This window comes from Desulfosarcina widdelii (assembly GCF_009688965.1).
GTDB lineage: Bacteria > Desulfobacterota > Desulfobacteria > Desulfobacterales > Desulfosarcinaceae > Desulfosarcina > Desulfosarcina widdelii.
The window spans coordinates 945,328-971,194 of record NZ_AP021875.1; the positions used below are offsets into that span (position 1 = coordinate 945,328).

The window sequence follows — 25,867 nt, forward strand, 5'->3', positions numbered from 1 at the left end:
TCTACGTGCCAAACACCCCAACGGCCATATATGGTAGGGAGTGTTGTGCCGAAACACCATATGAGGTATAAACATTAAAACGATGAATCATCCCTCCACCATGCCAAACGGCCATGCCATCGTACGGGTCACCGCCGCGGTGATCGTGAAGGACGGGACCATCCTGATCGCCCAACGCGGCCGATCGGATCGGATGGCCGGCCTGTGGGAGTTTCCCGGAGGGAAGGTCGAAGCGGGGGAAACGCCGCAACAATGCCTGCGGCGAGAGCTGTGTGAAGAGCTGGCCATGAACGCCGACATCGGCCGGCATCTGGGAACCAGCCGGTACCATTACGACCACATGTCCATCGAATTGATTGCCTACCGGGCCTATTGGGACGGGCAGCCGTTCCGACTGATCACCCACCAGGATTTTTGCTGGGTAACCCCGAAGCAACTGGCCGACTACGCTTTTACACCGGCGGATCTGCCTTTCGTGCAACTATTGGCCAGCGGATCGATATCACTTTTTTAAGATGACCGGATCCGGGCGATACTCACCGGACGCCACCTGGTCCCAGAAGGTCTTTTCGTCCTCCATCCACTTGGAGCCGAAGCGCTTGTTGAAAACGCCACCCAACCGCTGGAACATCCGCTTCAGGCTGGACCGGTGGCCCAGCGAGATGACGTCTTCCAGGAATTCTGGAATATCGGACATGCGTTCTTTGGGGATATAGGCCCTAGCCCCCATGGTGACAGAACGTTTCAAATGGTCACTGGAAAGGGCATGGGCCGTCAGCATCACCGTGGGAAAGCCCAGGTGAACCGCGGCATTGAGCAGGTCATAGCCCCGGACCCCCATGATGTCGAGAATGACCGCGTCGTAAGTCCAGGAGCGCAACAGGTGGTATCCGGTTTCGTAATCGCTGGCCCTGTCCAGGATGAGGCCCGGATAACCGTCGAGCAGATCTTCCAGGGTCTCCAGGACATCGATCTCGTCGTCGACGGCCAGAATCCGTTTGTCGTTGAGTATGCTTTGCGCCATGATCTTCGCTCTCCCAACACGCCGGGCAATCATCGCTCCCGGTATTTATGCATCCAGGTACACGGTTTTGTCATCGACGGCTTTGCGCGGAACCGGCTTGTCGGTCCCTTCGGATTTGCCGATGCACACCAGCGCCACAGGTGTCCGGTTTTCCGGGATGTCCAGGATGGACCGCAACCGGCCTTTGTCGAAAAGCGTGAAAAAGAGACTGCCCAGACCCAGGGCATGGGCGGCCAGCAGCATGTTCTGGACGGCAGCAGCGCAGGCCAGTAGGTATCCCACCGGACCGTCTTCCTGAAACATGTCCATACCGGACTTTTCGGGATTGCCCACCACGGCAACCAGCACGGGCGCCTGAAGCAGAAAATCCGTCCGATATTTTCCGAGCCATTTCCAGCCGCTGGTTTCCATGGCCCATGTGCGGCAGCGTTCCGCCTCGGTGTGGATCGCCTGTTTAATTTTCGGATCCGTGATCACGATGAACCGCCATGGCTGGGTATTCAGGGGCGAGGGTGCCCGTATCCCGGCGGCCAGAATCCGTTCGACGGTCGATTTTTCGACGGGGTCCGGCAAAAACTGACGGCAACTGGTGCGCGTTTCGATGGCGGAAAAAAGGTCCATTTCATGCTCCTTTCGCAACCGGTTTCGGTTTGCCTTTGGATATGCGCCGGATTTCGTCGTCGCGCACCTCGCGGCGCAGCAGCTTGCCGACCTTGGACTTGGGGAGCATATCCCGAAATTCGATGTAGGAGGGCACCTTGTAGGCGGCCAGGCGGTCACGGCACCAGCGCATCAGTTCGGTGCCGCCCACTCCCCGTGCGTCTTCCTTGAGGACCACGATGGCCTTGATGCGCTCCCCCACCTTGGTATCGGGAACACCCACCACGCAGGCGCCGATGACCGTAGGATGATCCTGCAGAACCGCTTCCACTTCGGAGGCCGATACGCGAAAGGCCTTGTGCTTGATGATGTCAGCCGAACGCTCCATGTAGATCAATTCGCCGGAGGGCAGGGCGCTGACGAAATCACCCATGCGGCACCAGGTCGCTCCGTCGATTTGCACGTAGGTTTTTTCGGTCTCTTCCGGTTTGTTGTAGTAGGCTTTGAGGGTGTACGGCGAGGTAACCAGCAGTTCGCCGCTCTGGCCGTTTTCGACCGGCGCAAGGGTGACGGGATCGACGATCCGGCACTGCCGGCTTTTCAACGGATGTCCGATGGCCCGGGGGCTGGGATCGGTGCCGATCTTGCTGTAGGCCACATGGCCGACTTCGGTGGAACCGTAGACCTGGTAGATGGGGATTCCGCAGCGCTTCTGCCAGCGCTCCTTGACCTCTTCGGGCAGCACGTCGCCGCCGCAGTAGCAGTAGCGCAGGGAACCGAGATCGTAGCGGTCCTGACGGTCGTTTTCCAGAATCATGCGGTACAGGGCCGGAACCCCCAGCAGCCAGCGAACGCGATAGCGCCCGATGGCCTCCAGAATGGCATCCACTTGGGGAACGGGCATGAGCACGGTCGTATTGCCCCGGTTGAGTCCGACGGCCATGAACAGCCCTAGGGCCATGATGTGGAAAAGGGGGTTGACGGCAATGTAGGTGTCTTCCCCCTCCTTGAGGTGGTCGCCGGCCACGTCTTCGGTGACATCGTTGACATAGGAGGTCATGCCGACGTGGTTGCCGGGCACCCCTTTGGGAAAGCCGGTGGTGCCGCCCGTATAGAGGATGTAGGACAAATCCCCGGCCGGATCGATGTCCGGGGGATCGGCCAGAGGCGCGTGGCGGATCAACCGGGTAAACCGGTGCACCCGCGGGTCGGCATCCACTTTGCCGGTGGGAACCTTGTCGAAAAGATGGCCGAGCCAGCGCTTCCAGGCGGGAAGCAGATCGATCAGGTTGGTGACCACCACCTGTTTGAGGCCGGTTTCGGCAAAGGCTTCCTTGACGTAGCAGAAGTTGGTGTCGGTGCAGATTACGGTCTGCACTTCGGCATCTTCGATCATGTAGGTGATTTCATGAGAAGTGTAGATGGGGGCCACCGGCACGACCACCGCGCCGAGTTTCTGGATCCCCAGAAAGGCGATCACCCACTGAATGCAGTTGGGAATGTAGATCATGACCCGATCACCTTTGGCCACGTCCAGGTCGGCCATAGCCCCGGCGAAGCGCTCGCTGAGATCCCGCAGGCGGCGATAGGAGAAATATTCGCCCAGATACACCACGGCCGGGCGATGGGGATAGGCTTCGCTCATGCGGTCGAATCGGGTGAAGGTGAGTTCCTGTTTCAGGGCGTCGGTACTGGTGGTCATAATTTTCTCTAATTCAGTTCAAAGCAGCAAAGTATTGGATTCAATCCATCCTGCATCTATACGCCAAAATAGGCGGCCCGCACATCCGGGTTGTCCATCAGTTCATCGCGCGTGCCCTCCAGTACGGCACTGCCGTTTTCAAGGATGAAGGCGTAATCGACGATGGGAAACACCGGACGGGCGTATTGTTCGGTGACGATGATGGAAATGTTGCGCCGGTCCCGGATTTCCCGGGTGGTACGCATAAGCATGGCCTGCATCAGGGGACTGAGCCCCAGCAGGGGTTCGTCCAGAAGCAGGATTTTGGGCTGGGCCATGAGGGCGCGCCCGATGGCCAGCATCTGCTGCTCCCCGCCGCTGAGAAACCCGCCGATGCGGTTTCTCAATTTATAAAGGGCGGGAAACACCTCGAACACATAGGCCAGGGTCTCTTTGGCCTGGGCGGCGGAAGCCAGGTATCCGCCGATCTTGAGATTCTCCAGGACGGTGCTCTCCTTGAAAATCCGTCGGCGCTCCGGACAGAGCACGATGCCCAGTCTGGCTCTGCGGCTGGGAGAAAGATGCATCACTTCCCGGTCCTGATAGCGGACGGAGCCGGCCACGGTAATGCGTTCGCCGCCGGCCATCTCTTCTTTTTTCTGAATATCCAATACGATTCCGGACAGGGCGTACATCAGGGTCGACTTGCCGGCGCTGTTGGCGCCGAAGATGCCGACGATCTGGTTTTGATCGCAGCGGATGCGGACATTGTTCAGCGCCAGCATGTTTTCGTAAAAGACCATCAGGCCGCTCGCCTCAAGCATGGTTCATCACCTCCTCGACCGCTTCGGACCCGAAATACGCCTCACGCACCCGCGGATCGGCCATGACCTCTTCGGCGCTGCCCTCCATGAGCTTTTCGCCGAAGTTGAGCACCATCACCCGGTTGGCCACCTGAAACAGCTCCCGAAGACGATGCTCGATCATCACCAGGGTAATTCCATCCATCTGCAATCGTTCGATCAAAGGCACCATGCTGGCGATCTCGCTCATACTGAGTCCGGAGAAGACCTCGTCGCAAATGATCAGCTCCGGCTTGAGCGCCAGACAGCGGGCCAGCTCCAGACGCTTGAGGTAGCCGGTAGGCAAAGTGTTGGTAATTTTGTAGGGAACGTAGGAATCGCGTTCGAAACCGATCTCTTCCAGGATATCGATCCCCACGGTATTGCGGTCGCCAAGCTTGCCGCCGCCACGCCAGCCTCCGGTGCGCCGCGCCCGGGGCGAGAACAGCGGGATGACCAGGTTCTTGTAAGCCGGCAGGCTGTAATAGGGCCGCATGATCTGAAAGGTCCGCAATAGGCCCAGTTGGGCGATTTTGTGAGGCGGTTTGCCGGTGATCGGCCGGCCGCGAAACAGGACCCGACCGGAGGAGGCTTTGACGAATCCGGTGACGCAGTTGACGATCGTCGTTTTTCCCGAACCGTTGGGTCCGATGATCCCTAAAATTTCGCCCTCGTTGAGGGTAAAGCTGACATTGTTCAGGGCGATGATGCCGCCGAAGGTTTTGGTGATGCCATCGACCTGCAAGATGGGGGCAGGGGTCATATCTGTGTCCACCTTTCGAACTGCTGGTATTTGCGCTGGCCGTAAATCATCAGCCCTTCGCTGCGAAAAACGATGAAGCCCAGCAGAATCAGCGAGTAGAACACGATGCGCAGGGTGCCGAAATCCCGCAGCAGTTCGGATACGGGTACCAGAATTAGGCAGCCCAGCACGGGGCCCACCAGCGTGCCGCCCCCGCCGATGACCGTAGCGGCAATGGGCAGCACCGAAAAATCCAGGGCAAAGGTGGAAATGCCCGCCCACATGTAGGTGTGTACCATGCAGGCACCGGCCAGGCAGCCCACCGAAGAGGCGATGAAAACGGCCAGGGCCTTGTAATGGGTGATGTTCATACCAGAGGCTTTGACCGCCTGATCGTTGTCTTTTACCGCCCTCATCACCAGACCCAGGTCGGTGCTCACCAGGCGTCGCAGGCCAAAAAGGATCAGCAGCAGCAAAACGATCACCCCATACTGCTCCAGCCAGGCATAGGGAAAGCTGTCGATGCCCATGATGCCGTCGGTTCCCCCCAAAATGTCCAGCGCTTCGATCATGCGTGCCAGAAACAGCGGGTACATGAGCGTCACGATGGCAAAATAGACCCCCCTCAGGGGAAGGCAGGGCAGCAGCAAAAGGGTGCAGATGGCTCCACCGAAAACCGCGGCCAACGGGGCGGCGATGGCCGGCGGAACCCCCCAGCCGGTGTTGAGCAGGGCGGTAAGGTACCCGCCGACCCCCACGAAAAAAGCGCCGCCGAGAGAAACCAGCCCCACGTAATGGGCCAGAAAATCGAAGCTTAAGGCCAGCAGGGAATAGATGCAGACAATCGTTATCACCCGCTGCCAGTACAGGCCCGGCATGACGGCCGGCAGCAGCAGCATGCCGGCGATGAGCAACAGGCGCGGTGCGGTCAGATAGCCGAGCTCGCGCCAGGACATCAGGGCATACAGGCCGTCGGAGCGAACCTTGATTCCCCGGTCGATTCTCTCCCTGCGACGCTCTTGGGTTGCCGTTTTCACACGCGCTCCTCCAGTTCTTTCTGCTGACCGAAAAGGCCGGATGGCTTTATGATCAAGGTTAAAATGATGGCCAGCAGGGCCACCATCATCTGGTAATGGGATCCCAGGTAGACCACCGTCAGGATCTGGGCAAAGCCGATCAGAAAGGCGGCCATCACGGCGCCCATCCAACTGCCGATCCCGCCGACGATGCACACCGCAATGGCCAAAATCAACACGTTATACCCGGATTCCACCACGATGTTGCCCAAAGGCAGGAGGAGTATGGCGGCAAAGGCGGCCAGCATGGACCCCAAGCCCATGGCCACCACGGCCATGAGATCGGAATCGATGCCCAGCATCAGCGCGGCCCGTTCGTCCTGGGCCATGCCCCGCAGGGCCAGGCCCACCCGCGTATAGTGGGTGAACAGCCACAGCGACGCCACCAGCGCAGCGCCGATGACCACCGTTAGAATCCGCTGATAGTCCACCGAGATGCCGCCGATGACGACGCTGCCTTCGATGAATACCGGAAGGGTGTAGGTCATGCCCTTGAACCCGCCCCAGCGCAGCCCCTCCAAAATAGCCAGGGCGATGGCGTAGGAGGCGATGATCTCGGAAATTTCCATGCCCCTGACGCGAATGAGAAACAGGCGATAGATGACGGCCCCGATGATGCCGGTGGCCAGCAGGCTGACCGGAACCGCCACCCATAGATTGGCTTTCAGCGTGTGGATTACGGTCCAGGCAATGAACCCGCTGAGTACATACAAGGCGCCGTGGGCGAAGTTTGGCAGTCGGCAGATTCCGTAAACCAGGGCAAAACCGAGGGCGTAAAGGGCCAGGGCCACGCTGTTGATGGTGCCGTAGATCAGAATATCCATATCGATTCCGTGTTATTTTTTCATCCAGGGTGGCAGTTGGATTTCTCCCATGGCGATGCTTTTGGGGTAAACCACTACGCGTTTGCCATCCTGCCACTGCAAAATGCTGCCCACGGCTCCCTCTTTGGGATCCGTGGAAGGGATGACCTGGTGGCTTTTGGGATCGAAACGCAGGCGGCCGTAGACCCCCATCATGTCGGTTTTTTCCAGCTCGGCCACGACCTTGTCGGGTTTCAGGCTGCCGGCCCGTTCGATGGCATCCTTGAGGACGTAAACCGCCATGTAGCTGCTGGAGGTGCCCAGGCCTTCGGGTTCGACGCCCCAACGGGCGGCATAGGCATCGTAAAACTTCATGGTCCAGGGCGTCGCTTTGGACGGGGCGTTGCCGGCATTGACCACGTTGCACAGGGTGTATTCGCCCTTGCCGTCCGTGGCCTTCCAGAAACCGGGCTGTTCGGCGGCGGCTAGGGTGGACCCGAAGGGCAGGGCCGGAATCTGCATGTCGTACCACTGTTTCAGCAAAATGGCGCTTTCGGGCATGTCCATCCAGATGTTGATGATCTGGGTGTCGGTTTTCTTGGCCTTGATCAGTCCCATGGAAAAATCGGTGGCGCCGGTGGGGTAAATCTCAAGGCCGGTCACGTTCCAGCCTTTGCCGGTTGCGATCTTTTTGATGATATTGGCGGCGCCGCGGGCGTGGGAGACGTCCTGGGCAATGATGAACAGGTTGTTGAAACCGTACTTTTCCTTCAGCTCGTTGAAATTCGCGAAAATTTCCCCCACCAGGTTCTTGGCCTCACCGTGGATGCGGAAACAGTATTTGAACTTGTCGTAGTTCTCTGCCACCATGGCGTGGTATTTGGGCGTCAGCACTCCGGTGGTGAGAATGGACACCTTTTTGTATTTGCTCAACAGGGGCATGGCCGCCAGGGCCGCTTCGGATCGCACCGGACCGCCAATGAGAAAATCGGCGCGCTTGTCGAGAATCAGTTTCTCCACGGCCAGCAACGCTTCACTGACCGGCACGCCAGGCTCCAGATCGCGGGTGTCGATGACCTCGATCTTCAACGGACGCTTCTTGCCGCCGACATCGACGCCGCCTTTGGCATTGATCTCCTCGATGGCCAGGGTCACGCCTCTTTCGGCATCCCAGCCATAGAGAAAGGCCGTTGAAAGCGGACAGCCAATGATGATCGGCTTTTGTGCCGCTGCGTTTGAGCCAAAAATTCCCAGCACAAAAACAACCAGCAGGGTCAGCACTATCCTCGTGTGAGTCGGTTTCATCTTATCTCCTCCTTTTGATTGATTGCATGGCGTTATCTTTGTTCAATGCTGTTTTTCAGGCCGCTGCAAGCCATGGGCGCTTATTTTTTTCTTCACCTGAGAAACCGGAATACGCATGAGGCGGGCGGCTTTTTCAAGATCCCAATCGGTCTTTTCCAAAACCTTTCTCAACAGTTCCCGCTCTTTATCCTGCAAGGTGAGGATCTTCATCCAAACGGCCCGGTGTATATAAATTATGAAATGTGGGAATATAATAAAATGAAGAGAAATTATTTAGTGCATAACGTACAGCAATCCTCATGCCAGAAGACCCGGGTTTTTCAGTGAGGTAATAATGGCTAATAATTCAGCGGGTAAGAAAGAATTTCGCCATACGTAACATCGTTTTTAGCCAATACCAGGGGAAAGAATTTTACGGGGGTGGAAAGAAAGTTTCAGGCGGCCGGTTCGATGGCGTATTTACGGATTTTTTTTCGTAAGGTCGGCGGGGAAATCCCCAGTACCTTCGCGGTTTCGGTACGGTTCCAGTTCAGACGTTCCAGGGTTTTGCGGATGTGTTCCTTTTCCATGTACGGCAGGGAATAGTGGGTCAAGGGAATGGTCGCAAAGGGGGAACTGGAAGAGAGGATGTTTTCGATTTCTTCCACGAGTATGACGTTGCCGCGGGATCTGACCACCGCCTCGACCAGCACGTTTTCCAGTTCTCGCACATTGCCGGGCCAGTCGTGGCTGACCAGAAGATCCATGACCCCTTTTTCGAGATTGAATATTTCGGTGCCCAGTTCCCAGTTGATTTTCTGTAGAAAGTGGCGGACCAAATCCGGGATGTCGCTGCGTCGCTCCACCAGCAGCGGGACGTGAATCATGACCACTTTCAGGCGGTAGAACAGGTCCTGGCGAAATTTGCCTTCCCGGACCCTGTCGGTCAGGTTGCGGTTGGTAGCCGCAATGATGCGGCAGCGCGATCTGAGCGGGTGCGTTCCCCCGACGCGGTCGTAGGCGTTGCGCTGCAAGAAACCAAGAAACTTGCGCTGCATGACCCGCGGTAATTCTCCGATCTCGTCGAGAAACAGTGTTCCGTTGCCGGCCAGTGCGATTTTGCCCTCCTTGGACTGGGCGGCACCCGTAAAAGCACCTTTTTCGTGCCCGAAAAGTTCGCTCTCCAGCAAAGTTTCGACAACGGCGGAGCAATCAAAGGTGACAAAAGGCTCCCTTGCATAAAGGCTGTTGCGATGAATCACCCGGGCGATGAGTTCCTTGCCGGTACCGGTTGCGCCCTGGATGAGAACGTGGGCCCGGTTTTGCGAAAGCATGCCGATGGTCTGGAAGATCTTGCCCATGCGGTCGCTCTTGCCGATAATGACCTCGGGATTGGGAGGCTGGGTGATTTCGGCAACCAGAGGCGGCTCCTGATCGATTTTCATCGTATAAAGGGCCCGTTCGACGGCCTTTTCGATCTTGTCAACATCCAGCGGTTTGTGAATGTAGTCGTAGGCGCCCAGTTTCATGGCCTGGATGGTGGTTTCCATGTCCTGGAAAGCCGTGATCATGATCACCTTGCAGGGATGTTCGGCCTCCTGGATCTGCTCTAAAAGAGCGATGCCGTCGACATCCGGAAGGCGGATGTCGAGAATCACCACTTGAGGGTCATGTTCACGAAAGCGCCTCAAACCGTCCCGACCCCTGTCGGCGGTCAGGACGTGATACCCTTTCTCGGTAAAAAACATCTCCAGGCTTTCCAGAATGGCATGTTTGTCGTCGATGATCAGGATGCTGTCCATGGTCTGTCCTCAACGGATGGGTTCGATGGGCAGAACGATTTTCACAAAAGCACCGCAGGCCTCTCCATTTTCAACGTCGATGTGCCCGCCATGGGCTTCGATGATGCGCCGGGCATTACTGAGTCCCAAGCCGGTACCGCAGCTTTTGCTGGTGAAAAAGGGTTTGAAGATCTCCGTTGCATGTTCGCGGGCGATCCCGCAGCCTTCATCGGCGATGGTGACGGAAATACCGCTTTTTTGCGGTGATGCAAATGCGGTGTCGATGCGGATCCTGGCGCCGTAACTGGAGGCCTCCAGGGCATTGAGGAAAATGTTGATCAGGGCCTGTACCAACTTCTCCTGGTCGGCCTTGATTTCACAAAGATTCGGATCGAAATGGGTGAAGATTTCCATGCCTGCCTCGGCGAATTTCATGTCCAACAGTTCCATAGCGGCGGATATGATTGCATTGATGCTGACCGGCAGGCATTTGATCTGCAGCGGTTTGGCGAAATCGAGCACTTCTTCCAGAATGCGCTCCAGTCGGTTGACTTCCTTGACCGAGATGTCGATACGGCGTTGATCGTTGCCCTTGATTTTGGGGTTTTTCTTTAAAATCTGCAGATTCAACTTTACGGCCGAAAGCGGATTTCTGATTTCATGGGAGAGCGAAGTGGTGATCTGGCCGATATAGGCCATGCGTTCATTTTCACGCACCTTTTCCTCCATTCGAACGCGGTTGGTGATATCGCGGCAGATACCGATCCTGGCGATCTGTTTGTCGTAGCGGGTCACCTTGGACTGGATTTCGGTGGGATAGGTCCGGCTGTCTTTGGTCAGACGCCGGTATTCGAACGTTCTGGGGTGGGTTTGCTCCCCGATTCCTTTTTTGTATATCCCCACGACCTTCTCGCGATCGTCGGGATCCACGAAATCCGAGAAGTTGCGATCGATCACTTCCTTTAGATCGAAGCCGTGCATGCTGCAAAAGGCCTGGTTGGCAAAGACGATCTCCCGGTCGCGAAGCACGAAGTAGCCATCGTTGATGTCTTCCACCAAGGTTTTGTAATTCAGTTCCGATTCCCTCAACTCGGCCGTACGCTCCTGGATTTTTTTTTCCAGCATGCGGTTGTGTTCGATAATCTTTTTTTGGTGCATGGCCTGGAAATAATCGCTGAAACAATGGATGGTATAGTTAAGGCAGTCGTTCATCCGGACAACCGCATCATAGAACTCTTCCAGTTCGGTTTCCTCGACCATCAGGTCAAAGGCCAGCCTGCGAAAAAATTCGAATGCCTTTTGAACGTCGGAGAGCAAAAAGCCGGCTTCCAGACGCATTTTGGTAATCTCGTGGATGAAAGCATTTATTTTTTCATAGTCGTTGTTCAGGACAACGTCGACTTCGGCGTCATAGGCTTTGGTCACCGTCCCCATCAATTCGCTTCGGGGCCTGGCGGAATACTGCTGGCCGACTTCGGTTTTCAGCAGTTCCACCCACCGCTGGATGATGACATCGCGTTTGGCGTGAAAAAAAGCTTCCGGGTCAAAGGGCACGTTGACCTCCTGTTGCAGGACAAACGGAAATCCAAAGCGGGATTGCACCTGTCTTTATGGCAACGCACGCTCGGTTCGGTCAAGGCGGCTGGCGATGCGGCAGGTAAAGATGCCCAAAAGGGTCCGGAAAGCCTTCAGGCCGCCTCTTGCGGGTAGAAATGGTCTGACAAAATGGATCAAAGTCGAAGCCGACGGTTGAAGTCCGTGTCTGCGTCGGCTATAGGGTAAGGGGTAGCTTGTTGTTCGAACGACAAAAAAACGCCCGTTTCGACCCATACTGGCTGAAAAGCAGACGTTTGATCAATACTTTTTTTACCGTATGAAACGCAGGCGCTGGAACTGTACATGGACGCTGACCCATGATGTCAACAAAAACCGCTTATCGCGCCGGCTGGCTGATCGACGGAAGCGGCGCTCCTGCCGTCAAAGACCGGATCATCGTCGTTCAGGACGCACGCGTGCTTCGATTATGCGGCCCTGACGATCCGGACGTCGATGGGCGTAACGTCGTCGACTGGTCGGATTGTACCGTGTTGCCAGGATTGATTGACAGCCATGTCCATCTGGTCATGTCGGGCACCACAGATCCGTTCGTCCGTAAAAATCAGTTGAACAACAACTATGAACAGCGGCGGGAAATCATCGCCGCCCACTTACAGCAGCACCAGGCCCACGGGGTGCTGGCGGTCCGCGACGGCGGCGATCATAATGGCGATGTGCTGCGGTATAAGACCGATCCGTCCAACGGTTCCACGCCTTGGGTGACCGTTGCCGCACCGGGCAAAGCCCGCAGGGCGCAGGGACGTTACGGTAAACTGATCGGTATCGAGGTGGCCCAGGGAGAGACCCTTGCGGAAAGTTTTTTCAAAAAAGAATCACGCCGAGACCACCTGAAAGTCGTCAACTCCGGGCTCAACAGCCTGACCCAGTTCGGTGTGGCGTCGCCCCCTCAGTTTGACGGCGAGGAACTGGAACGGCTCGTCACAGAAGCCCGCAAGCGCGGCCTGACCATAATGGTTCACGCCAACGGCTCTTCGCCGGTAAAGCTGGCCGTGGAAGCCGGTTGCGACAGCATCGAACACGGGTTTTTCATGGGTCGGGACAATATGCTTCGCATGGCCGATTCAGGCGTGACCTGGGTGCCCACGGCTGTTACCATGAAAGCCTACAGCGACTACCTGGAAAAACAGGGGCATCGCAGCGATCCTTCCTTTGCCGAAGTGTCCCGTCGGAACCTGGAACATCAGCTCGAGCAGATCGCCATCGCCCGTGAACTGGGCGTGAAGCTGGCCCTGGGAACCGACGCCGGAAGTCCCGGCGTCCATCACGGGTCCTCGGTGAAAATGGAGCTTTTGCTGTTTGTCGCTGCGGGATTTTCGGTGGAAGAGGCCATACGCTGCGCCAGCCGCAACGGTGCGCTGCTGATGAGGCTGGCCGACCGGGGTACAATCGCACCGGGCATGCGGGCCGATTTTCTGGCCGTTCGGACGCTGCCCGATGGGCTTCCGGAAGCGATCGATCGGATCGTTCACCGGGTCGTTGCAGGAGATTTGCTTGATTCTGCCGCCTGAATCAATGCCCTCTATGTCACCCTTTTGGTGACGCCCCTGAAAATGATCGCCGTTTTACAGCGCCGGCGGATTCTTTGAATCTTTCCTGATGGTCCGGACCTTGCGGATCAGCCGTTTGACCGGGTCGGCGACCCGGGCCATGGGGGATTCCCGATGGCGGAAAATCTCCTCGAGGGAGAGGTGGGGATCTTTGGCCGGGCTTCTCAGGTAGCGGCGCAGGGCCACCAGACGGCTTTTGATTTCCTTTTCCGCCCGGATTCTCAACACTTCCTTTTTTCTGAGAATTTCTTCTTTAATGGCCTCATCAGGGCGCCTGCCCTGGTGTTTGTCCAGCTTGTAGCGGATGCGGATGGTAATCAGTTCCTGAAGCATCTGTTCGTATTCCGGGTCCAGCCAGATCACCTCGGGAACCAGGTCGCCGAAATGGGTTACGCCCAGGATATCCTTGTCCTGATTCCAGTAGTTGACCAGAAATTCCTTTTCCAGGTCCTTGTAGTTTTTCAGGGGCATATACATGCGGCGCAGATACATGAGCACCTTTTCGGTCTTTTTGCGCTGGCCGCCGATAATTACCGAGCCGCCGACTTCGCCGCGCTTGACCCCTTTGGTCCAGGGGGCGCCGGTGATGCCGAAATCGTTGTAGATAGGGATGTGCATCAGTGCGGACAGCGTGTTCAGGGCAAGGGCGTAGCCGGCAGACGGGCCCCCGACGCTGTAGGAAGCCGAAAGAAGCTGGTGGTGGATGGTGTACTTTTCCAGAAATTCGCCCAGCACACGGGCGGCGCTGACTTTGGGGTCCATGTCCTGCAGGTAGTTCTTGACCATGGTCAACGCTTCGTGGGCGCTTTGCTGGGTCATCTGGACGGCCATCTCCATCTGGGCGCCGGCCGACGAGGAAGAGGAGACAGCGCCGGTAACCATCACTTTATCCGCAGAAAGGCTATACGTAAGACTGGTAGCGATGGGCAGCAGCACCCCGGTGACGTCATTGGCGCCCACGCCGATGATGAAACCGACCTGGGGTTCCTGGCTCAACTCGGCTTCCAGGAATTCATCCAGCACCACTTTCCCTTTCTTCGTGGGGCTTTCCGAGATCTCGTGCCGGGCCGATTTCAGGTGGCTGGCGACCATGGGATAATCTTCGGGCTGCTGGATGGGTTCCATGACTTTCAGGATCTCTTCGTAGCGCTCCATAAAAAAATCCGGAGCACCTCGCACCTCGGCCTTCAGCCGATCGTGGCCTTGCAGCGTATCCAGAATACCCATGAGGGTTTTGTAATTGAATTTGACGAAGTTCTCTTTGGACTTGACGGGATCATGGCGAATCTGGCGCAGACGAGAGAGGACTTCGAATTCGGTATTGCGCAGGGCCCTGGCTTTCTCCACAAAGGCAGAGTAATCCGCGGGCGTGTTGCAGACTCCTTTGGCGGCTTCCACGATGCTTGCCACAGTCAGTTCCCTGGACAAGGGGATTTCCTCTAAGGCATTTTCCACGATCTTGAGGATGTCCCCCTTGCTCAACATGCCTTTGATTTCAAGAACCTTGAGGCGTTTGGAGCGAATCAGGGCCGGATCGAGGATGTCCAGACGGTTGGTGGTCAGGACGGTAAACACCTTGTGTAAAGGGGTTTCACCGTCGATGAGGTTCAGGAATTTATTGGTCAGCTTGTCCGACGGATTTCCTCCGGTGCCGCTACGCTTGGGCGCCAGTGCGTCGCCTTCGTCGAAGAAGACCACCGTAGGGGCAATCATTTTGGCGATGTCGTAGACTTTCTCCATATTGTCGACGGCGCCGTCTACGGGGTTGGACGGGTCCTGCAAGGCGGTGGCGCTGGTGGCGATATCGTGAATGTTGTCGTTTTCGCTGAGCCAGGTGCGCACCAGGAAGGTTTTTCCGCTTCCCGGCGGTCCGTTGAGAACGACACCCTTTTCTTCGCTCACGTTATAGTACAAACAGTTGTTGGTCATCTCGGAAAAGATATCCTTGATGCCGCCCACATAGGCTTCCCACTTGATGTCGCGGTCCATGCGGTCGACCACCTTTTTATAGAGGTCGCCATAGGAATTCTGGGCCACCAGTTCGAACGCCCTTCTTACCAGCATGGAATCGTCCAGATAGTCGGACGAAAAGTCTCCTTTGATCTCGATGACGGAATGGATCAGTTTGCGCACATAGGAGGGAATTACCTTCAAGGTGCGCTCCTTGAAGATCAGGTAAAGCTTGTCCACGGTCGCCGAGATATCCTCCTGGCGCAGGCATCTGGCCGTTCCGCAGATATTTGCATTTTCATCCGAAAGCACCAGAATGTCGTTGCGCAGCAGTTCCAGACGCACCACTTCCCTGAGGTTTTCCGGATTGCTCCAGTAATCGGAAATATTGATGATACTCCCTTTTTCGACGAAGCGGCGGTAGATGGCGGCATCGAAGCGTTCGGGCTGGTCCGTTGTTGCAATCAGTAAACAATCCCGTTTGCCGCTGATGATCTCGTCCAGGACGATGTTGGAGGTGTCCACCAGGGTGCGCTGCTGCCGGGCCACGCCCGAATCTCTTCCGGTGGCCTTGCCGAATGCGCTGTGGGCTTCTTCGACGTGACGGATAGCGGTTTTTCGGGGATCGCCCAGGGCCTTTTTAAAGTAGTTGCCGGGTTCGCCGGCCAGGGCGGTTTGAAAATCGTTGGGGGTTACGGTGGCATAATCCACCCATATGCCCTGTTCCTCCAGTTTGGACAGTCCCCTGCCAATTCGTTTCTTCAACACCCGGCGCAGGACGGGAATCCTGGAGAGCCGCTTGTAAAAGCGGACCTTTTTGCGACGGGATATTTCGACGGCCAGGGTGGGATCGATTTCCTCGATGGTCTTCCAGAAGGGTTCGTCGGCCAGCGCTTCTTCTTTTTTGCGATGAAGATCCACTTCGGGGATCACCTCGTTGCCGAAAATAATCCGCTCGATGGCCTGGGTGACGGTGGACGTCTTTCCGCTGCCTGAAGGACCCACAAAAAGCAGCAGGGACGCCTTGGGCACGCTGGTGTCCGAGATGTATTCCTTTCGCAGGTGCGCGCGGTAGACCTTTTCGAACATCTCGTGAAGTTCCACCGGAATGTGAACGTCCAAAAGTTCCTTGTCCAGCAGCGTCAGCAGGTAGCGGTAGTCTTTGGCCGACACCTCTTTTTCCAATATTTTATTCCAGGCCTCCTGGGGGTTGGTGTGGCCGGAGATTTCGAAGCGTTTTTGCCAGTCCGTGAGAATATTCGGGTCTTTGAGGACGTTAAACCGTTTTTCCGGCGCATCCATAAAAAGCGAGAGCACGGTTTCCAAAAGGTTGTTGAACAGGCCCATGGGCGGCCGGTACTGGTTGAGGCGGGCGCGCATGAACGCCTTGGTTTCCTGGGGCCAGGAGGATACCAGGTCATTGATTTCCCGGATCCGGCTTTCCGGCAGTCGGACGTAGGTGATCTCTCTAGTCAGCCGTCTGCCCATTGTCTCCCTCCTCCGGACGATGGTCGGCGTCGAACGCGGGCAGGGTAATTGCCGGCGTACTCCCCTGGGTATTTTGAATGACTACGGTGTTCTGGCCCGCCTGGTGCTTTTCATAGGCCGTGGCCCATTTCTGCTGGGTGAGGAATTGCAGCAGGGCCGTGTCGGTGGCGCCGTCCTTGCGGCCCAGCGCCGTTTGCAGATTCTGAATGCCGGTGAGGTAGGCGGCATACAATTTGCGGATGCGGCTGGCTTCCTGGTCCGCGGCATAGTTGTCGGCCTCGGCAATCAGTTCCCGCCGTTTTTTCTCTTCCGACGCTTCGACAAGTTTGTCGCCAAAGCGGGTCTCCTTGAGTACGAAACTGACAACCTCCACCCCGTATTTTTTTTCGATGGTTGGCCCACCGATGTTGATGGGTCGCGATTTCAAGGCGGTGAAGATGGCTTCTTTGATGGTTTCGCGATCGCTGACGAGGCGGTCGATCTGCTGCGCCTGTAAAATGTCCTTGACGATGCCGTCATAATCCCCTTGCAGCAGTTCCAGGGGGGTGAGGTTCTCGATTGCCCAGGTGTGCAAGTCGCGGATGCGGTAAGTCAGCACCCCGGAAGTCCAAAGCGCCACATTGCCTTTGGAGATGATTCGCATGGGCGCCGGCGTACCCCCCAGTTGCATGGTCTGGTTCATCAGGGGCACTTCCTGTTCGATGCGGGTGAAATAAGGAAGACGGGCGTGCCAGCCGACTTCGGTAACGGCCTGGCGCACACCTCCGAAGCGTTCCAGTACCACGGCATAGTTCATTTTGACTTTGAAAATGGTTTTGGTGGCATACACGACGGCAACCAGGCCGTAAATCAACCCGACGACGGTAATCAGGGCGATCAGCCGACGCAGGACGGTTTTGATAAACGACCTTCGCAGGAATTGGGTGGGTTGGGATGTAGCCATTTCCGCTCCTTTGGTTTAAGGAAGATCGCCGGCGGGGTGCGATCCGTTTGGTTTTTTCATGATAACGAATGGTCGCACGCGGGCAGGTAGCCCGGTGTCGTCGGTATCGTTATCGAATCGGTTTTCCTGTTTTTTTGACGGACACGAAAGCGTTTACGACATATTCTGAAGCGGGGCGGCAGGATCGACGACTATCAATTGAGATGTGAACCCCGCATCATCGTATTACTATATCGGCCGACGAGCGGTGAACTGTAGCCATGGGTTAGCGCCAATACGGTTGGATGGATGTTCAGAACCCCATGGGTTTGGCAGAAAGCGGAAAGGCCGGCCGAATTTTACGCGATAATTTTCAATGACGATTTTGTATTCAACCACGAAAAACTCCTGATTTCAAGGAGAAAGCCTTGTAAAAACTTGCCGGCCAATAGGAGTAAAATCACAGATTGCCGGCCAGTGCCAGTTGGTTGCGGTTGACGGCAATCTTGAATTGGGGCTGGACCAGGTCGTGGTGGCGAACTTCAAAAGGGATATAGACCAACAGATAGCGCCTTGCCCGGATGTGGATTTTGGAGATCGAATCCGGGACCGCACTTTTGGGCCGCATGAAACCGGCCAGGTTCAATTTCAGACTTTCGGCCGATTCAGAAACCGGCAGATTCACCGGATGCATCATGGCATCCTTGGGCACCCGGGCGACCAGTTTGTCCCGGGGCTGGCTGAGTGTCATCTGCTGCGTCAGGCGCAAAAAACTTCGCGGGCGGACCTTGAATGCCGGACCCCAGAAATAAAATGGAACGCGGTCCCACCCGGGTTGGGCAACTTTAGGAAGATTGGCCACTTTTACCAGATCGGCGTAGCTGCCAAGATCGAGGCCGGAAACATCGGATCGGATGCGCCAGAAGGGCAAGTAAACGGCAGCTCCGTTTTTTTGGCCGGGCAGGTGGGCCACGTTGAGCAGCGTCATTCCTTCTTTGGAGGCCTGCCATGCGGATTCGCAGTTTTTGCAATGCAGGGCCAGAGCATCCCGGCTGCCTTCCATGTCCCAGCCGCAATTGGGGCAAAGGGTGGGTAGAAAGCCAATCTTCCAGTCCGCCGGTCCTCCAGGGAATTGGTTCAGGTCGAACGATTCGTCCAGTTGCTGCGATACCGGCTGGTTAAGCACCGCATCCATAACGGTTTTGCCGACATAAAAAGGGGCGTAGATGAGGCTCAGGGACTCGCCGATGTGGGCCTGGTGGTAGACGGGGCCGGGCAGGTCGCGGTTGATCCGCTCGAGGAACGCATCCATGACCTGTTTGAAAGGGGTGGCCGGCTTAATAAACCACCCCTTGGCATCCGGGCTGACAAACCGAAGTTTCATGGCCTGGCTGCGAAGACCCACGGAGATTGGGAAAAAAGGCGAAGTCACCGCCTGCCGGCTGGTGTCCAGGAAACGATGCTGGATGCCGGTCGACAGGTAGGAAAAGATCATTCCTTTGAAGCGCCAGTAGGGGAAATACACCAATTCCTCGCCTTGGGGCGCCTTGTCGGGCAGCCGGTAGCGAAAATAGCGGCTTGGCACCAGATAGGAGTTGACCTTGCAGTAAGGACATTGAACCAGTCGGTCCGTTTCGGCAAGCTCTGCCGGTGCGCCGCATTGAGGGCATTGATGATCGATTCGAAAATCTATGATTTCCTCTTTCGGTGTATTCGAGTTTTTTATCCGGAAAAAAAGTCTTCCAGCACATACCCTACACGAATATAGCCTTAATCAGTATCGAAATAGAGGGCATTGAATTTGTGTTCGTCCAAAAGCGGTAGTTTGTGGGTTAGTCCAAGGCCGCAGCATTTTCGCAACCGCAGGCGCAGCAGCGCTACGTTGAGGATTGCGAAAATGGGAGAACGCCGGCATGGGCCGCAAAATGCCTCTTTTGGATGGACACAAATTAGCATTTTTCTCCACATTGGGTGCAAAACTTAGCCCCGGCCAGGTTCTCGGCGCCGCAATTGGCACAGAAGACCGGTTTAGGAGAATCTTCCACCGGGTGGCCGCAGCGCGAACAGAATTTGGCGTTGGGGGTCAGGTTTTTTCCGCAATTGCCGCACTGGATGAATACCAGTTGCTGGTGGCCGCACATGGGGCAGAACTTGGCATTCAACGGGATGGGGCACTGGCATTCCTGGCAGGTTGTCTGCTGCTGACCCGTCGATCCCGCCGTTGCTTCCGTTGGCGGAGCGGCTTTGCCCGCAGTATTGAAATACTGGGCGAACATGGCCGGCATCATCAGCCCAAGGCTGGTGCCCATGCCGGTGCCGCCCTCGCCCTGGGCTTCGGACGCTTTTTCCATGGCCATGGCCGATTTCATCTGCATGAGCTTGTTCATGTCGTCGATCACCCCCATGCGGCTGCGATCGTCAATGGCTTTTTGCACCTCCGGCGGCGGCGTGATGGCGTTCATGTAAAGGTGGGTCAGGCCTAACCCGAAATGCCGGAAATCTTCTGCGAGCCGCTTGGCGAGCCCCTCGGAGAGTTCGTCGTATTTGGCCGGCAGGTTGAGGATCGAGTCGATGGTTTCGCCCATGTAATCGTTAAATCGCGAGACGATGACCCGGTTCAGGTACTCTTCGATCGCTTCGGTGGTGAACATGCCCTGGGTGCCCACCATGGTGTTGATGAACAGGACAGGCTGGACCACCTGCAGGTTGAAAACGCCGAAGGCCCGCAAGCGGATCAGACCGAGTTCGGTATCCTTGAAGGCGACCGGATCACGGGTTCCCCATTTCAGGTTGGTAAAAACCTTCATGTTGACGAAATAGACTTCCGCCCGCAGCGGACTGTTCATGCCCCAGGGCAGGCTGGCAATCTTGGTGAGGATGGGGATGTTGCCGGTTTTCAGGGTGTGACGACCGGCACCGAAGGCCTCGACGGCTTTGCCTTTGTAATAGAATACACCGGCCTGACTCTCACGCACGGTGAGTTGGGCTCCCCATTTGATTTCGCCGGAGCCCTTCTCCGGCAGCCGATGAACCAGTTCCTGGCCGCTTTCGTCGAACCATTCCAGATTTTCAAGAAAAATGCGGTTATCGCCTTGCATGAATCGATTCTCCTTTTAAATTAAAAAATGGTGCGGGTTGTAGGGAAAGTATCGGCAGCAAAACCGAAAGCATGAGTAAAACGACCGACGAGCAGGGCAGGTGTACTGCGGGCGACAGCTGGCGATAAATTTGGACAAGCGACAAAAATATCTCCTGCCGGAAGAAGGCATCGACAGGGCGAGGCACCGTTCCGGCGGCCCGCTTTTCGTCGCCTCGACACCGGCATGGATGGTTCAATTCGTGGCGGAAGGCTTGGATGCGTCAACGGCAGGTTGCTGGACTTTCGGGGGTGATTGGCCTCCAGCGTCCACTGGATCGACTTCTATATTGCTCTCCTCGATCGCCGCTTGGGGTTTTCCCGTTGCTGGAGTGGATGTTTCCGGCTTCGGGGCAGCATTTTCTTCAACCGGTTGAACAGCCTGTTCCTCCTGGACCGCAGGCGCCGAATCGGAGGACTTCCCGGTCGGTTGGCCCGCAGGTGCATTCGACGGCAAGGATTCTTGTGTCAGGCCAGGTGACGTTGCAGCCGGCGACCCTTGTTTGATAACAGGGGCAGGGGATTGTGAGGATGGCTCCGGCAAGGATGGGGCCGCGACAGTGGCCTTGGCTTTGAGTTCGTCGATGGTCCGATGGGACTTGGCCAGCTCCGCCTTGAGCGTTTTCAACTCCTGCATGGCCGCATCGAACTGTTTGCGGAGTTTTATCGAACCCGCTTTTTCCGTTTGCAGATCCTGCTGTGCTTTATCCAGTGAGCTTTTCATCTCTTCGATGGCCGTCGTTTCTGTAACCACGCTTTCTTTTTGGGCCTTAATGCGTTCGCTTTGCAAAGAACTCAGCCGGTTGCCCAAAAACATGGCAAACAGCGCGAAGAGCAGGGTAAGGGAGGCAAATATCAGCGCTCCGGTAGACAGTACGGTTCCGGAACCCATCGCATTTTTCTGGGGCGAACGTTCAGCAGTCATTGTCATTTTCCCGAAAAATTGAGGTGGTGCGGTTTGTCGGTCACATGCGGCTGCGGCATTTATCGGTTCTCATCCTTCGATGCTGCCTACAATTATACTCAGGGACCATTCCCGGTATTTGTTGTCGACTTTGGCGGAAACATCCAAACCGATGGTGGTAAACACCCGCTGGATAAAGGAGGCGTATGAGGGCGCCGTCTCCTTGCTGTTGACCACCAGCGCAAAGCCTTTGGGCGGATTGGAAAACGCACTTTGTGCTACCCCGTTGGTTTTCCAGCCGTCGTTGGTGAGTACTTCGTCCAGTTGGCTGGCCGTCGTTTCAGACAAGGTATCGCCCATCACGCAGTAGATGTCCACATTGCCCTTGGGCCCCGGGTCGAGCAGATCGATGAGTTGCTCGCGCTGGCTTTCCGAAAGGCCGCCTTCCGGCTCGAGTTCCAGTTCCAGATCGTCAAAAACTTCCGTGTCCTTTTCCTGCTCTTTGCGCTCCTTGACGGCGGCTTCTGCGATTTCCAGGCGTTTTCTGGCATCCAGCAATTCCTGGCGCAATTCCTCGGCTGACGAATGGCTGGTTTTCAATTTGAGCTGACTGATATCTTGATGCTGTTGGGTTTGCAGCAGTTCTTTGCGTATGGATTCAGCCGTTTTTTCCAGGGATTTGATGCGACCGCCGGAAGATTCGAGATCTTTGGAAAGCTGCTGGATAAGGCTTTTCGACTTTCCGGTTGCCAGAAAAACGAGAATGCCGGTAATCGCTGCAAAAATTAAGGTCCCCGCCAGTATCCAGTTGTTCAGCGCTGCTACGGATTCCATGTTGCTCAACCATGACGACATACGCAACAACCTTTCGTGGAAGAAAATTGGGGGAAAGTGATTGGAATCACCAAGTATCATTAATACAAGGAAAATAAAGATAATTCAAGGTATTTCTGGTGGTTCCGATGTCCACGGGCATATGTCGCGCGCTTGGCAACGCTTCTTGTTTTGTGTTAGGGGAGAGCGTCAATACCAACGAAAACAGGAGAGCGCCAGATGGGTTGGATGGGAAAGATAGTTGGCGGAACGATCGGATTCGCCCTGGGCGGACCGCTGGGTGCGATTTTCGGAACCGCTTTCGGACACGCCTTCGATACGGGGAGCGAACTGGATGCACCGCGGGGCGGGCCACGCCTGTCTCGTGTGGAGCAGAATCAATTGACCTTTTTCGTGGCAGCCTTTTCCATGCTGGCCAAATTGGCCCGTGCGGATGGGCGGGTGACCCCGGAAGAGATCGACTCCATAGAGGCTTTTATGGAAAAGGATCTGCGGTTGAACGCGGACAGCCGGCATGCGGCGGTCAATATTTTTCGGACGGCATTGAATGCCCCCGGTACCTTTGACGATTTCGCCCGTCAGTTTTACGGGGAGTTCCACGACCAACCCCAGATGCTGGAAGTGATGATCGAGGTTTTGCTACGGGTGGCCGTTTCCGACGGCAGCATGACCGTAAAGGAAGAGGAACTGATCATGGTGGCCGTGAATACGTTCCGTTTTAGTTCCGTTCGCTACAACCAGTTGAAATCCAAATACGTTAAGACCGCAGACAAAGCATACGCGGTATTGGGGTGCAGTCCGGATGACGATGACGATCAGGTGAAACGCTGTTATCGACAGCGGGTTCAGGAGTACCATCCGGACAAAATTGCCGCCAAAGGCCTGCCCGATGAGTTCACCCGCTTCGCCCAGGACAAGTTTCGTGAAATTCAAGAGGCCTGGGATCAGATCAAGGAGGCCCGGGGGATCAAGTAGGAGGGCCTTTTGGGATCAGGCTGCGCGGATGGCGGAGCGTACCATGTTGGCGAAACAGGCATTTCCCATGGTAAAATATTTGATGAAGCGGTCTTTTTTAGGATCCATTCGCCTGACGATCTCTTTTTCAGGCAGCCCCATGGAAAGCAGTTGACGCACGTTTCCGGCAATCTCTTCCAGATAAGCCAACTTGCGGCGAATTTTTTCCTTGCCGTCCTTCAATACCGGATTGTGACCACAAAACAGAATCTCGAAATCATGCCGCAAAACGGTTTTTAGAGACCGGATTTGCAGATCGATCTTTTCATCGGACCGAAAGAATTTGATCCGTTCTCCCAGGTAGAGGTCCCCGGAAAAAAGCCAGCCGTGTCGGGTTTCCAGGTAAACGGTGTGGTCCTTGCTGTGACCGGGTGTGTCAATGGCCAGGAACCGATGGCCATTGAATTCCAACGATGGGGGCAGGGGCGACACATCCACCGTTCGCGATTGCCCCCATACCAGATGCTGGTAGGGCATGATCGGACGGATATTCTGCATTTTTTGGGCGGTGATTCGATGGCCCAGGACAACTGCACCGCAGGTTTGGGCAATCATGGCCGCATTGCCGCTGTGATCCTCGTGGTGGTGGGTGAGCAGCAGCCGTTTTACCGGATTGGCGCGGACAAACCGTCTCATTTCCGCTGCCACGCGGGATTGGCCGCAGTCGATGAGGGTGTCGCCGACAAGATAGCAATGGACGGTCATCAAGGGGCGTCCGATGATGCCGTAGCCCAGTTCCAGGCCTTTCACTTCGGGATGATAGCGATGCAGGGTGACAGTTTTCATCTTGATCGGTACGTGAAAAAAGCGTTTTAAACCGATTCGTTATTCATAAATTTTTTCTTCTTGCGCGTGGGCTTCGGCGGCATCCAGTTCCCAGTCCCTTGCTTCGGTTTCTGCCTTTTTCCCGATACGGCCCCGATACCATTCGTTAGCGATGATCATGGACATCACTTCGTTGGTGCCGGTCCAGATGGAGGCGAGCCGCAAATCTCGGACAATGCGCTCAACGGGAAAAACATTCGTATAGCCGATGCCGCCCATGACTTGCATGGCGTTATTGGCCGCCTTCTGACACGACTCGGTGACGAATTTCTTGGTTTCGGAAACCATTCGCCGGATTCTGCGTGACGATTCGCCTTCGTCCACCGCTTTGCAGGTGGCGTAAACCATGGCACGGGCGGCATCCAGCAGCATGACGGCTTCCGCGATCTGGAAACTGACCCCTTGAAAGGTGTTGATGGTTGCGCCGAAGGCCTTGCGGCGGCCGGTGTAGCCCGTGGCGACATCCAGCGCAGGACGGGCTGCGCCGATGGTCATGGCGGCCGTGCCCAGCCGCTCCGGGATCATCATGGTGTTGAAGACGGCATAGGCGCCGTTGACCTTTCCCACTACATTGGCCTTGGGAACGCGTACGTCCTTGAATGCGATTCTTCCGGCGCCGCCCCCACGGCAGCCCATGAGGCCGTACAGGTATTGGGTCTCGACGCCCGGTCCGCGATCGACGATAAAACAGGTCAGCGCTTCGTGGGGCCTGGCATCGGTCGCGGTTCGGGCATATACGAGGAAATAATCGGCCCCTTCGGCGCCGACGATAAAGCGTTTTTGTCCGTTGAGAATGAAATCGTCCCCGTCTCTCACAGCGGTGGTGGTGGTGCCGAAGAAATCGGACCCACCGCGGGGTTCGGTCAGGCACTCGGCGGCAAACAGGTCTCCTTTTAGCAAAGGCCGGACGTATTTTTCTTTTTGTTCGTCACTGCCGTGAAGGATGATGGCATCGCAGACCAGTTCGGCCCCCACCCCGAAGATACAGGCGAAAATGTATCCCAGGGTGCCCACTTCCTCCATGGCCATGGCAGTTGCCACCCAATCCATACCGCGGCCGCCCCAGCGCTTGGGGTAACGGCATCCCATAAGGTTGCGCCGGCCGGCCTCCTGTAAAAACTCCTTGGGAAATTGAATGCGGTCCCGATCCATGTCCAGGATCATTTCACGGGGCACCCAACGCACCAGGTCCCTGACTTCTTCACGGAATTTTTTGGCCGGTTCGGATAACAAGTGGTCAAACATCGCTTTCTTTCCTTTCCAGTGTTTCGAGGCGGCGGATCAGTTTTTCCCGGACGGTGCGCATTTCCGTTTCCAATGCTTTGAGTTCCTTTCGGCGCTGTCCGATTTCCTTGAGCTTTTTGTCTCCGTAGGACAAGGCGCTGCGGATCTGATCGATCTCATTGACATCCACATCGGCCAGTCCGATCATCTTCGATATTTCGTCGAGGGTGTAGCCGAAGCGTTTTCCTCGCAGGATCAGTTTCAACCGGATGCGATCCTTGGGGGAATAGATCCGCTGATTTCCCTGCGTACGGCCCGGATGGATCAACCCTTTTTCTTCATAGAAGCGGATGGACCTGCTGGTAATGTCGAATTCGGCAGCAAGGTCGGAAATGGAATAGCTTTCATTTTTCACGGTAATTCACCCGGCTGAACTTAACGTTTACGTAAAGGTTAAGATAGCAGGACAACGCAACCGCCGTCAAGGAATTTTACTTTAGAGAGGCGTGTCGACCCGGATAGCTAATGTTCGTCCAGAAATAGACAAATTGGGTCGGGAGCAAGGTGCTCGAG

23 protein-coding genes are annotated in these 25,867 nt (G+C 56.1%); 3 read left to right on the forward strand and 20 right to left on the reverse strand.

Annotated elements, in window-relative coordinates:
- The first annotated feature begins 82 nt into the window (after window positions 1–82).
- Complete coding sequence (locus tag GN111_RS04505; RefSeq protein ID WP_197740492.1) at window positions 83–514, forward strand: (deoxy)nucleoside triphosphate pyrophosphohydrolase; 432 nt, start codon at window positions 83–85, stop codon at window positions 512–514.
- Here GN111_RS04505 and GN111_RS04510 read toward each other — a convergent pair.
- The 11 genes from GN111_RS04510 to GN111_RS04560 form a co-directional block, all read right to left on the reverse strand.
- On the reverse strand, window positions 503–1,024 hold the full coding sequence (locus tag GN111_RS04510) for a response regulator (RefSeq protein ID WP_155302606.1): 522 nt from the start codon (window positions 1,022–1,024) through the stop codon (window positions 503–505). The genes GN111_RS04505 and GN111_RS04510 overlap by 12 nt on opposite strands.
- A 45-nt stretch (window positions 1,025–1,069) precedes the next feature.
- A complete protein-coding gene (locus GN111_RS04515) occupies window positions 1,070–1,645 on the reverse strand; it encodes a nitroreductase family protein (RefSeq protein WP_155302607.1) in 576 nt (191 codons plus the stop codon).
- 1 nt (window position 1,646) lies between these two features.
- Window positions 1,647–3,326, reverse strand: a complete 1,680-nt coding sequence (locus GN111_RS04520; RefSeq protein ID WP_155302608.1) for a class I adenylate-forming enzyme family protein — start codon at window positions 3,324–3,326, stop codon at window positions 1,647–1,649.
- Between the two features lie 56 nt (window positions 3,327–3,382).
- Window positions 3,383–4,129, reverse strand: a complete 747-nt coding sequence (locus GN111_RS04525) for an ABC transporter ATP-binding protein (RefSeq protein ID WP_155302609.1) — start codon at window positions 4,127–4,129, stop codon at window positions 3,383–3,385.
- Window positions 4,122–4,910: an ABC transporter ATP-binding protein gene (locus tag GN111_RS04530; protein ID WP_155302610.1), complete on the reverse strand. Its 789-nt coding sequence runs from the start codon at window positions 4,908–4,910 to the stop codon at window positions 4,122–4,124. Before GN111_RS04530 ends, GN111_RS04525 begins: the two co-directional genes overlap by 8 nt.
- The gene (locus GN111_RS04535; protein WP_197740493.1) at window positions 4,907–5,926 is read right to left on the reverse strand and encodes a branched-chain amino acid ABC transporter permease; all 1,020 of its coding nucleotides are present in this window, start codon (window positions 5,924–5,926) and stop codon (window positions 4,907–4,909) included. The genes GN111_RS04530 and GN111_RS04535 overlap by 4 nt, the downstream gene beginning before the upstream one ends.
- Entirely contained in the window at window positions 5,923–6,789 is an 867-nt protein-coding gene (locus GN111_RS04540) for a branched-chain amino acid ABC transporter permease (protein WP_155302611.1), read from the reverse strand. Before GN111_RS04540 ends, GN111_RS04535 begins: the two co-directional genes overlap by 4 nt.
- Before the next feature lie 12 nt (window positions 6,790–6,801).
- The gene (locus tag GN111_RS04545) at window positions 6,802–8,073 is read right to left on the reverse strand and encodes an ABC transporter substrate-binding protein (RefSeq protein ID WP_155302612.1); all 1,272 of its coding nucleotides are present in this window, start codon (window positions 8,071–8,073) and stop codon (window positions 6,802–6,804) included.
- 42 nt (window positions 8,074–8,115) lie between these two features.
- The gene (locus GN111_RS34130) at window positions 8,116–8,283 is read right to left on the reverse strand and encodes a helix-turn-helix domain-containing protein (protein ID WP_155302613.1); all 168 of its coding nucleotides are present in this window, start codon (window positions 8,281–8,283) and stop codon (window positions 8,116–8,118) included.
- Window positions 8,284–8,507: 224 nt separating this feature from the next.
- Window positions 8,508–9,854, reverse strand: coding sequence for a sigma-54-dependent transcriptional regulator (locus tag GN111_RS04555; protein WP_155302614.1), 1,347 nt, complete (start codon window positions 9,852–9,854; stop codon window positions 8,508–8,510).
- Between the two features lie 9 nt (window positions 9,855–9,863).
- Window positions 9,864–11,387 (reverse strand): two-component system sensor histidine kinase NtrB, encoded by a 1,524-nt coding sequence (locus GN111_RS04560; protein ID WP_155302615.1) that lies wholly within the window; start codon window positions 11,385–11,387, stop codon window positions 9,864–9,866.
- A gap of 359 nt (window positions 11,388–11,746) precedes the next feature.
- Between GN111_RS04560 and GN111_RS04565 the strand changes: the two genes are divergently transcribed.
- Window positions 11,747–12,958: an amidohydrolase family protein gene (locus GN111_RS04565; protein WP_155302616.1), complete on the forward strand. Its 1,212-nt coding sequence runs from the start codon at window positions 11,747–11,749 to the stop codon at window positions 12,956–12,958.
- Window positions 12,959–13,012: 54 nt separating this feature from the next.
- Here the strand turns inward: GN111_RS04565 and GN111_RS04570 are convergent, their stop codons facing one another.
- From GN111_RS04570 to GN111_RS04595, 6 genes are all read right to left on the reverse strand, one after another.
- Window positions 13,013–16,435 (reverse strand): AAA family ATPase, encoded by a 3,423-nt coding sequence (locus tag GN111_RS04570; protein ID WP_155302617.1) that lies wholly within the window; start codon window positions 16,433–16,435, stop codon window positions 13,013–13,015.
- A complete protein-coding gene (locus GN111_RS04575; RefSeq protein ID WP_155302618.1) occupies window positions 16,416–17,378 on the reverse strand; it encodes an SPFH domain-containing protein in 963 nt (320 codons plus the stop codon). The genes GN111_RS04570 and GN111_RS04575 overlap by 20 nt, the downstream gene beginning before the upstream one ends.
- 439 nt (window positions 17,379–17,817) lie before the next feature.
- A complete protein-coding gene (locus tag GN111_RS04580; RefSeq protein WP_155302619.1) occupies window positions 17,818–18,942 on the reverse strand; it encodes a hypothetical protein in 1,125 nt (374 codons plus the stop codon).
- Window positions 18,943–19,306: 364 nt separating this feature from the next.
- Window positions 19,307–20,455 (reverse strand): SPFH domain-containing protein, encoded by a 1,149-nt coding sequence (locus tag GN111_RS04585; protein ID WP_155302620.1) that lies wholly within the window; start codon window positions 20,453–20,455, stop codon window positions 19,307–19,309.
- A 234-nt stretch (window positions 20,456–20,689) separates the two neighbouring features.
- A complete protein-coding gene (locus GN111_RS04590) occupies window positions 20,690–21,418 on the reverse strand; it encodes a hypothetical protein (RefSeq protein WP_155302621.1) in 729 nt (242 codons plus the stop codon).
- Window positions 21,419–21,487: 69 nt separating this feature from the next.
- Window positions 21,488–22,231: a hypothetical protein gene (locus GN111_RS04595; protein ID WP_155302622.1), complete on the reverse strand. Its 744-nt coding sequence runs from the start codon at window positions 22,229–22,231 to the stop codon at window positions 21,488–21,490.
- A gap of 228 nt (window positions 22,232–22,459) precedes the next feature.
- On the opposite strand from GN111_RS04595, the gene GN111_RS04600 reads away from it, so the two are divergent.
- The gene (locus GN111_RS04600) at window positions 22,460–23,206 is read left to right on the forward strand and encodes a TerB family tellurite resistance protein (RefSeq protein ID WP_331457708.1); all 747 of its coding nucleotides are present in this window, start codon (window positions 22,460–22,462) and stop codon (window positions 23,204–23,206) included.
- Between the two features lie 15 nt (window positions 23,207–23,221).
- Here the strand turns inward: GN111_RS04600 and GN111_RS04605 are convergent, their stop codons facing one another.
- From GN111_RS04605 to GN111_RS04615, 3 genes are read right to left on the reverse strand one after another with little or no spacing between them, the layout of a single operon-like run.
- Window positions 23,222–24,031: an MBL fold metallo-hydrolase gene (locus tag GN111_RS04605; RefSeq protein WP_155302624.1), complete on the reverse strand. Its 810-nt coding sequence runs from the start codon at window positions 24,029–24,031 to the stop codon at window positions 23,222–23,224.
- 39 nt (window positions 24,032–24,070) lie between these two features.
- Window positions 24,071–25,315 (reverse strand): acyl-CoA dehydrogenase family protein, encoded by a 1,245-nt coding sequence (locus GN111_RS04610; RefSeq protein ID WP_155302625.1) that lies wholly within the window; start codon window positions 25,313–25,315, stop codon window positions 24,071–24,073.
- A complete protein-coding gene (locus GN111_RS04615) occupies window positions 25,308–25,709 on the reverse strand; it encodes a MerR family transcriptional regulator (protein ID WP_155302626.1) in 402 nt (133 codons plus the stop codon). The genes GN111_RS04610 and GN111_RS04615 overlap by 8 nt, the downstream gene beginning before the upstream one ends.
- Window positions 25,710–25,867 lie beyond the last annotated feature (158 nt).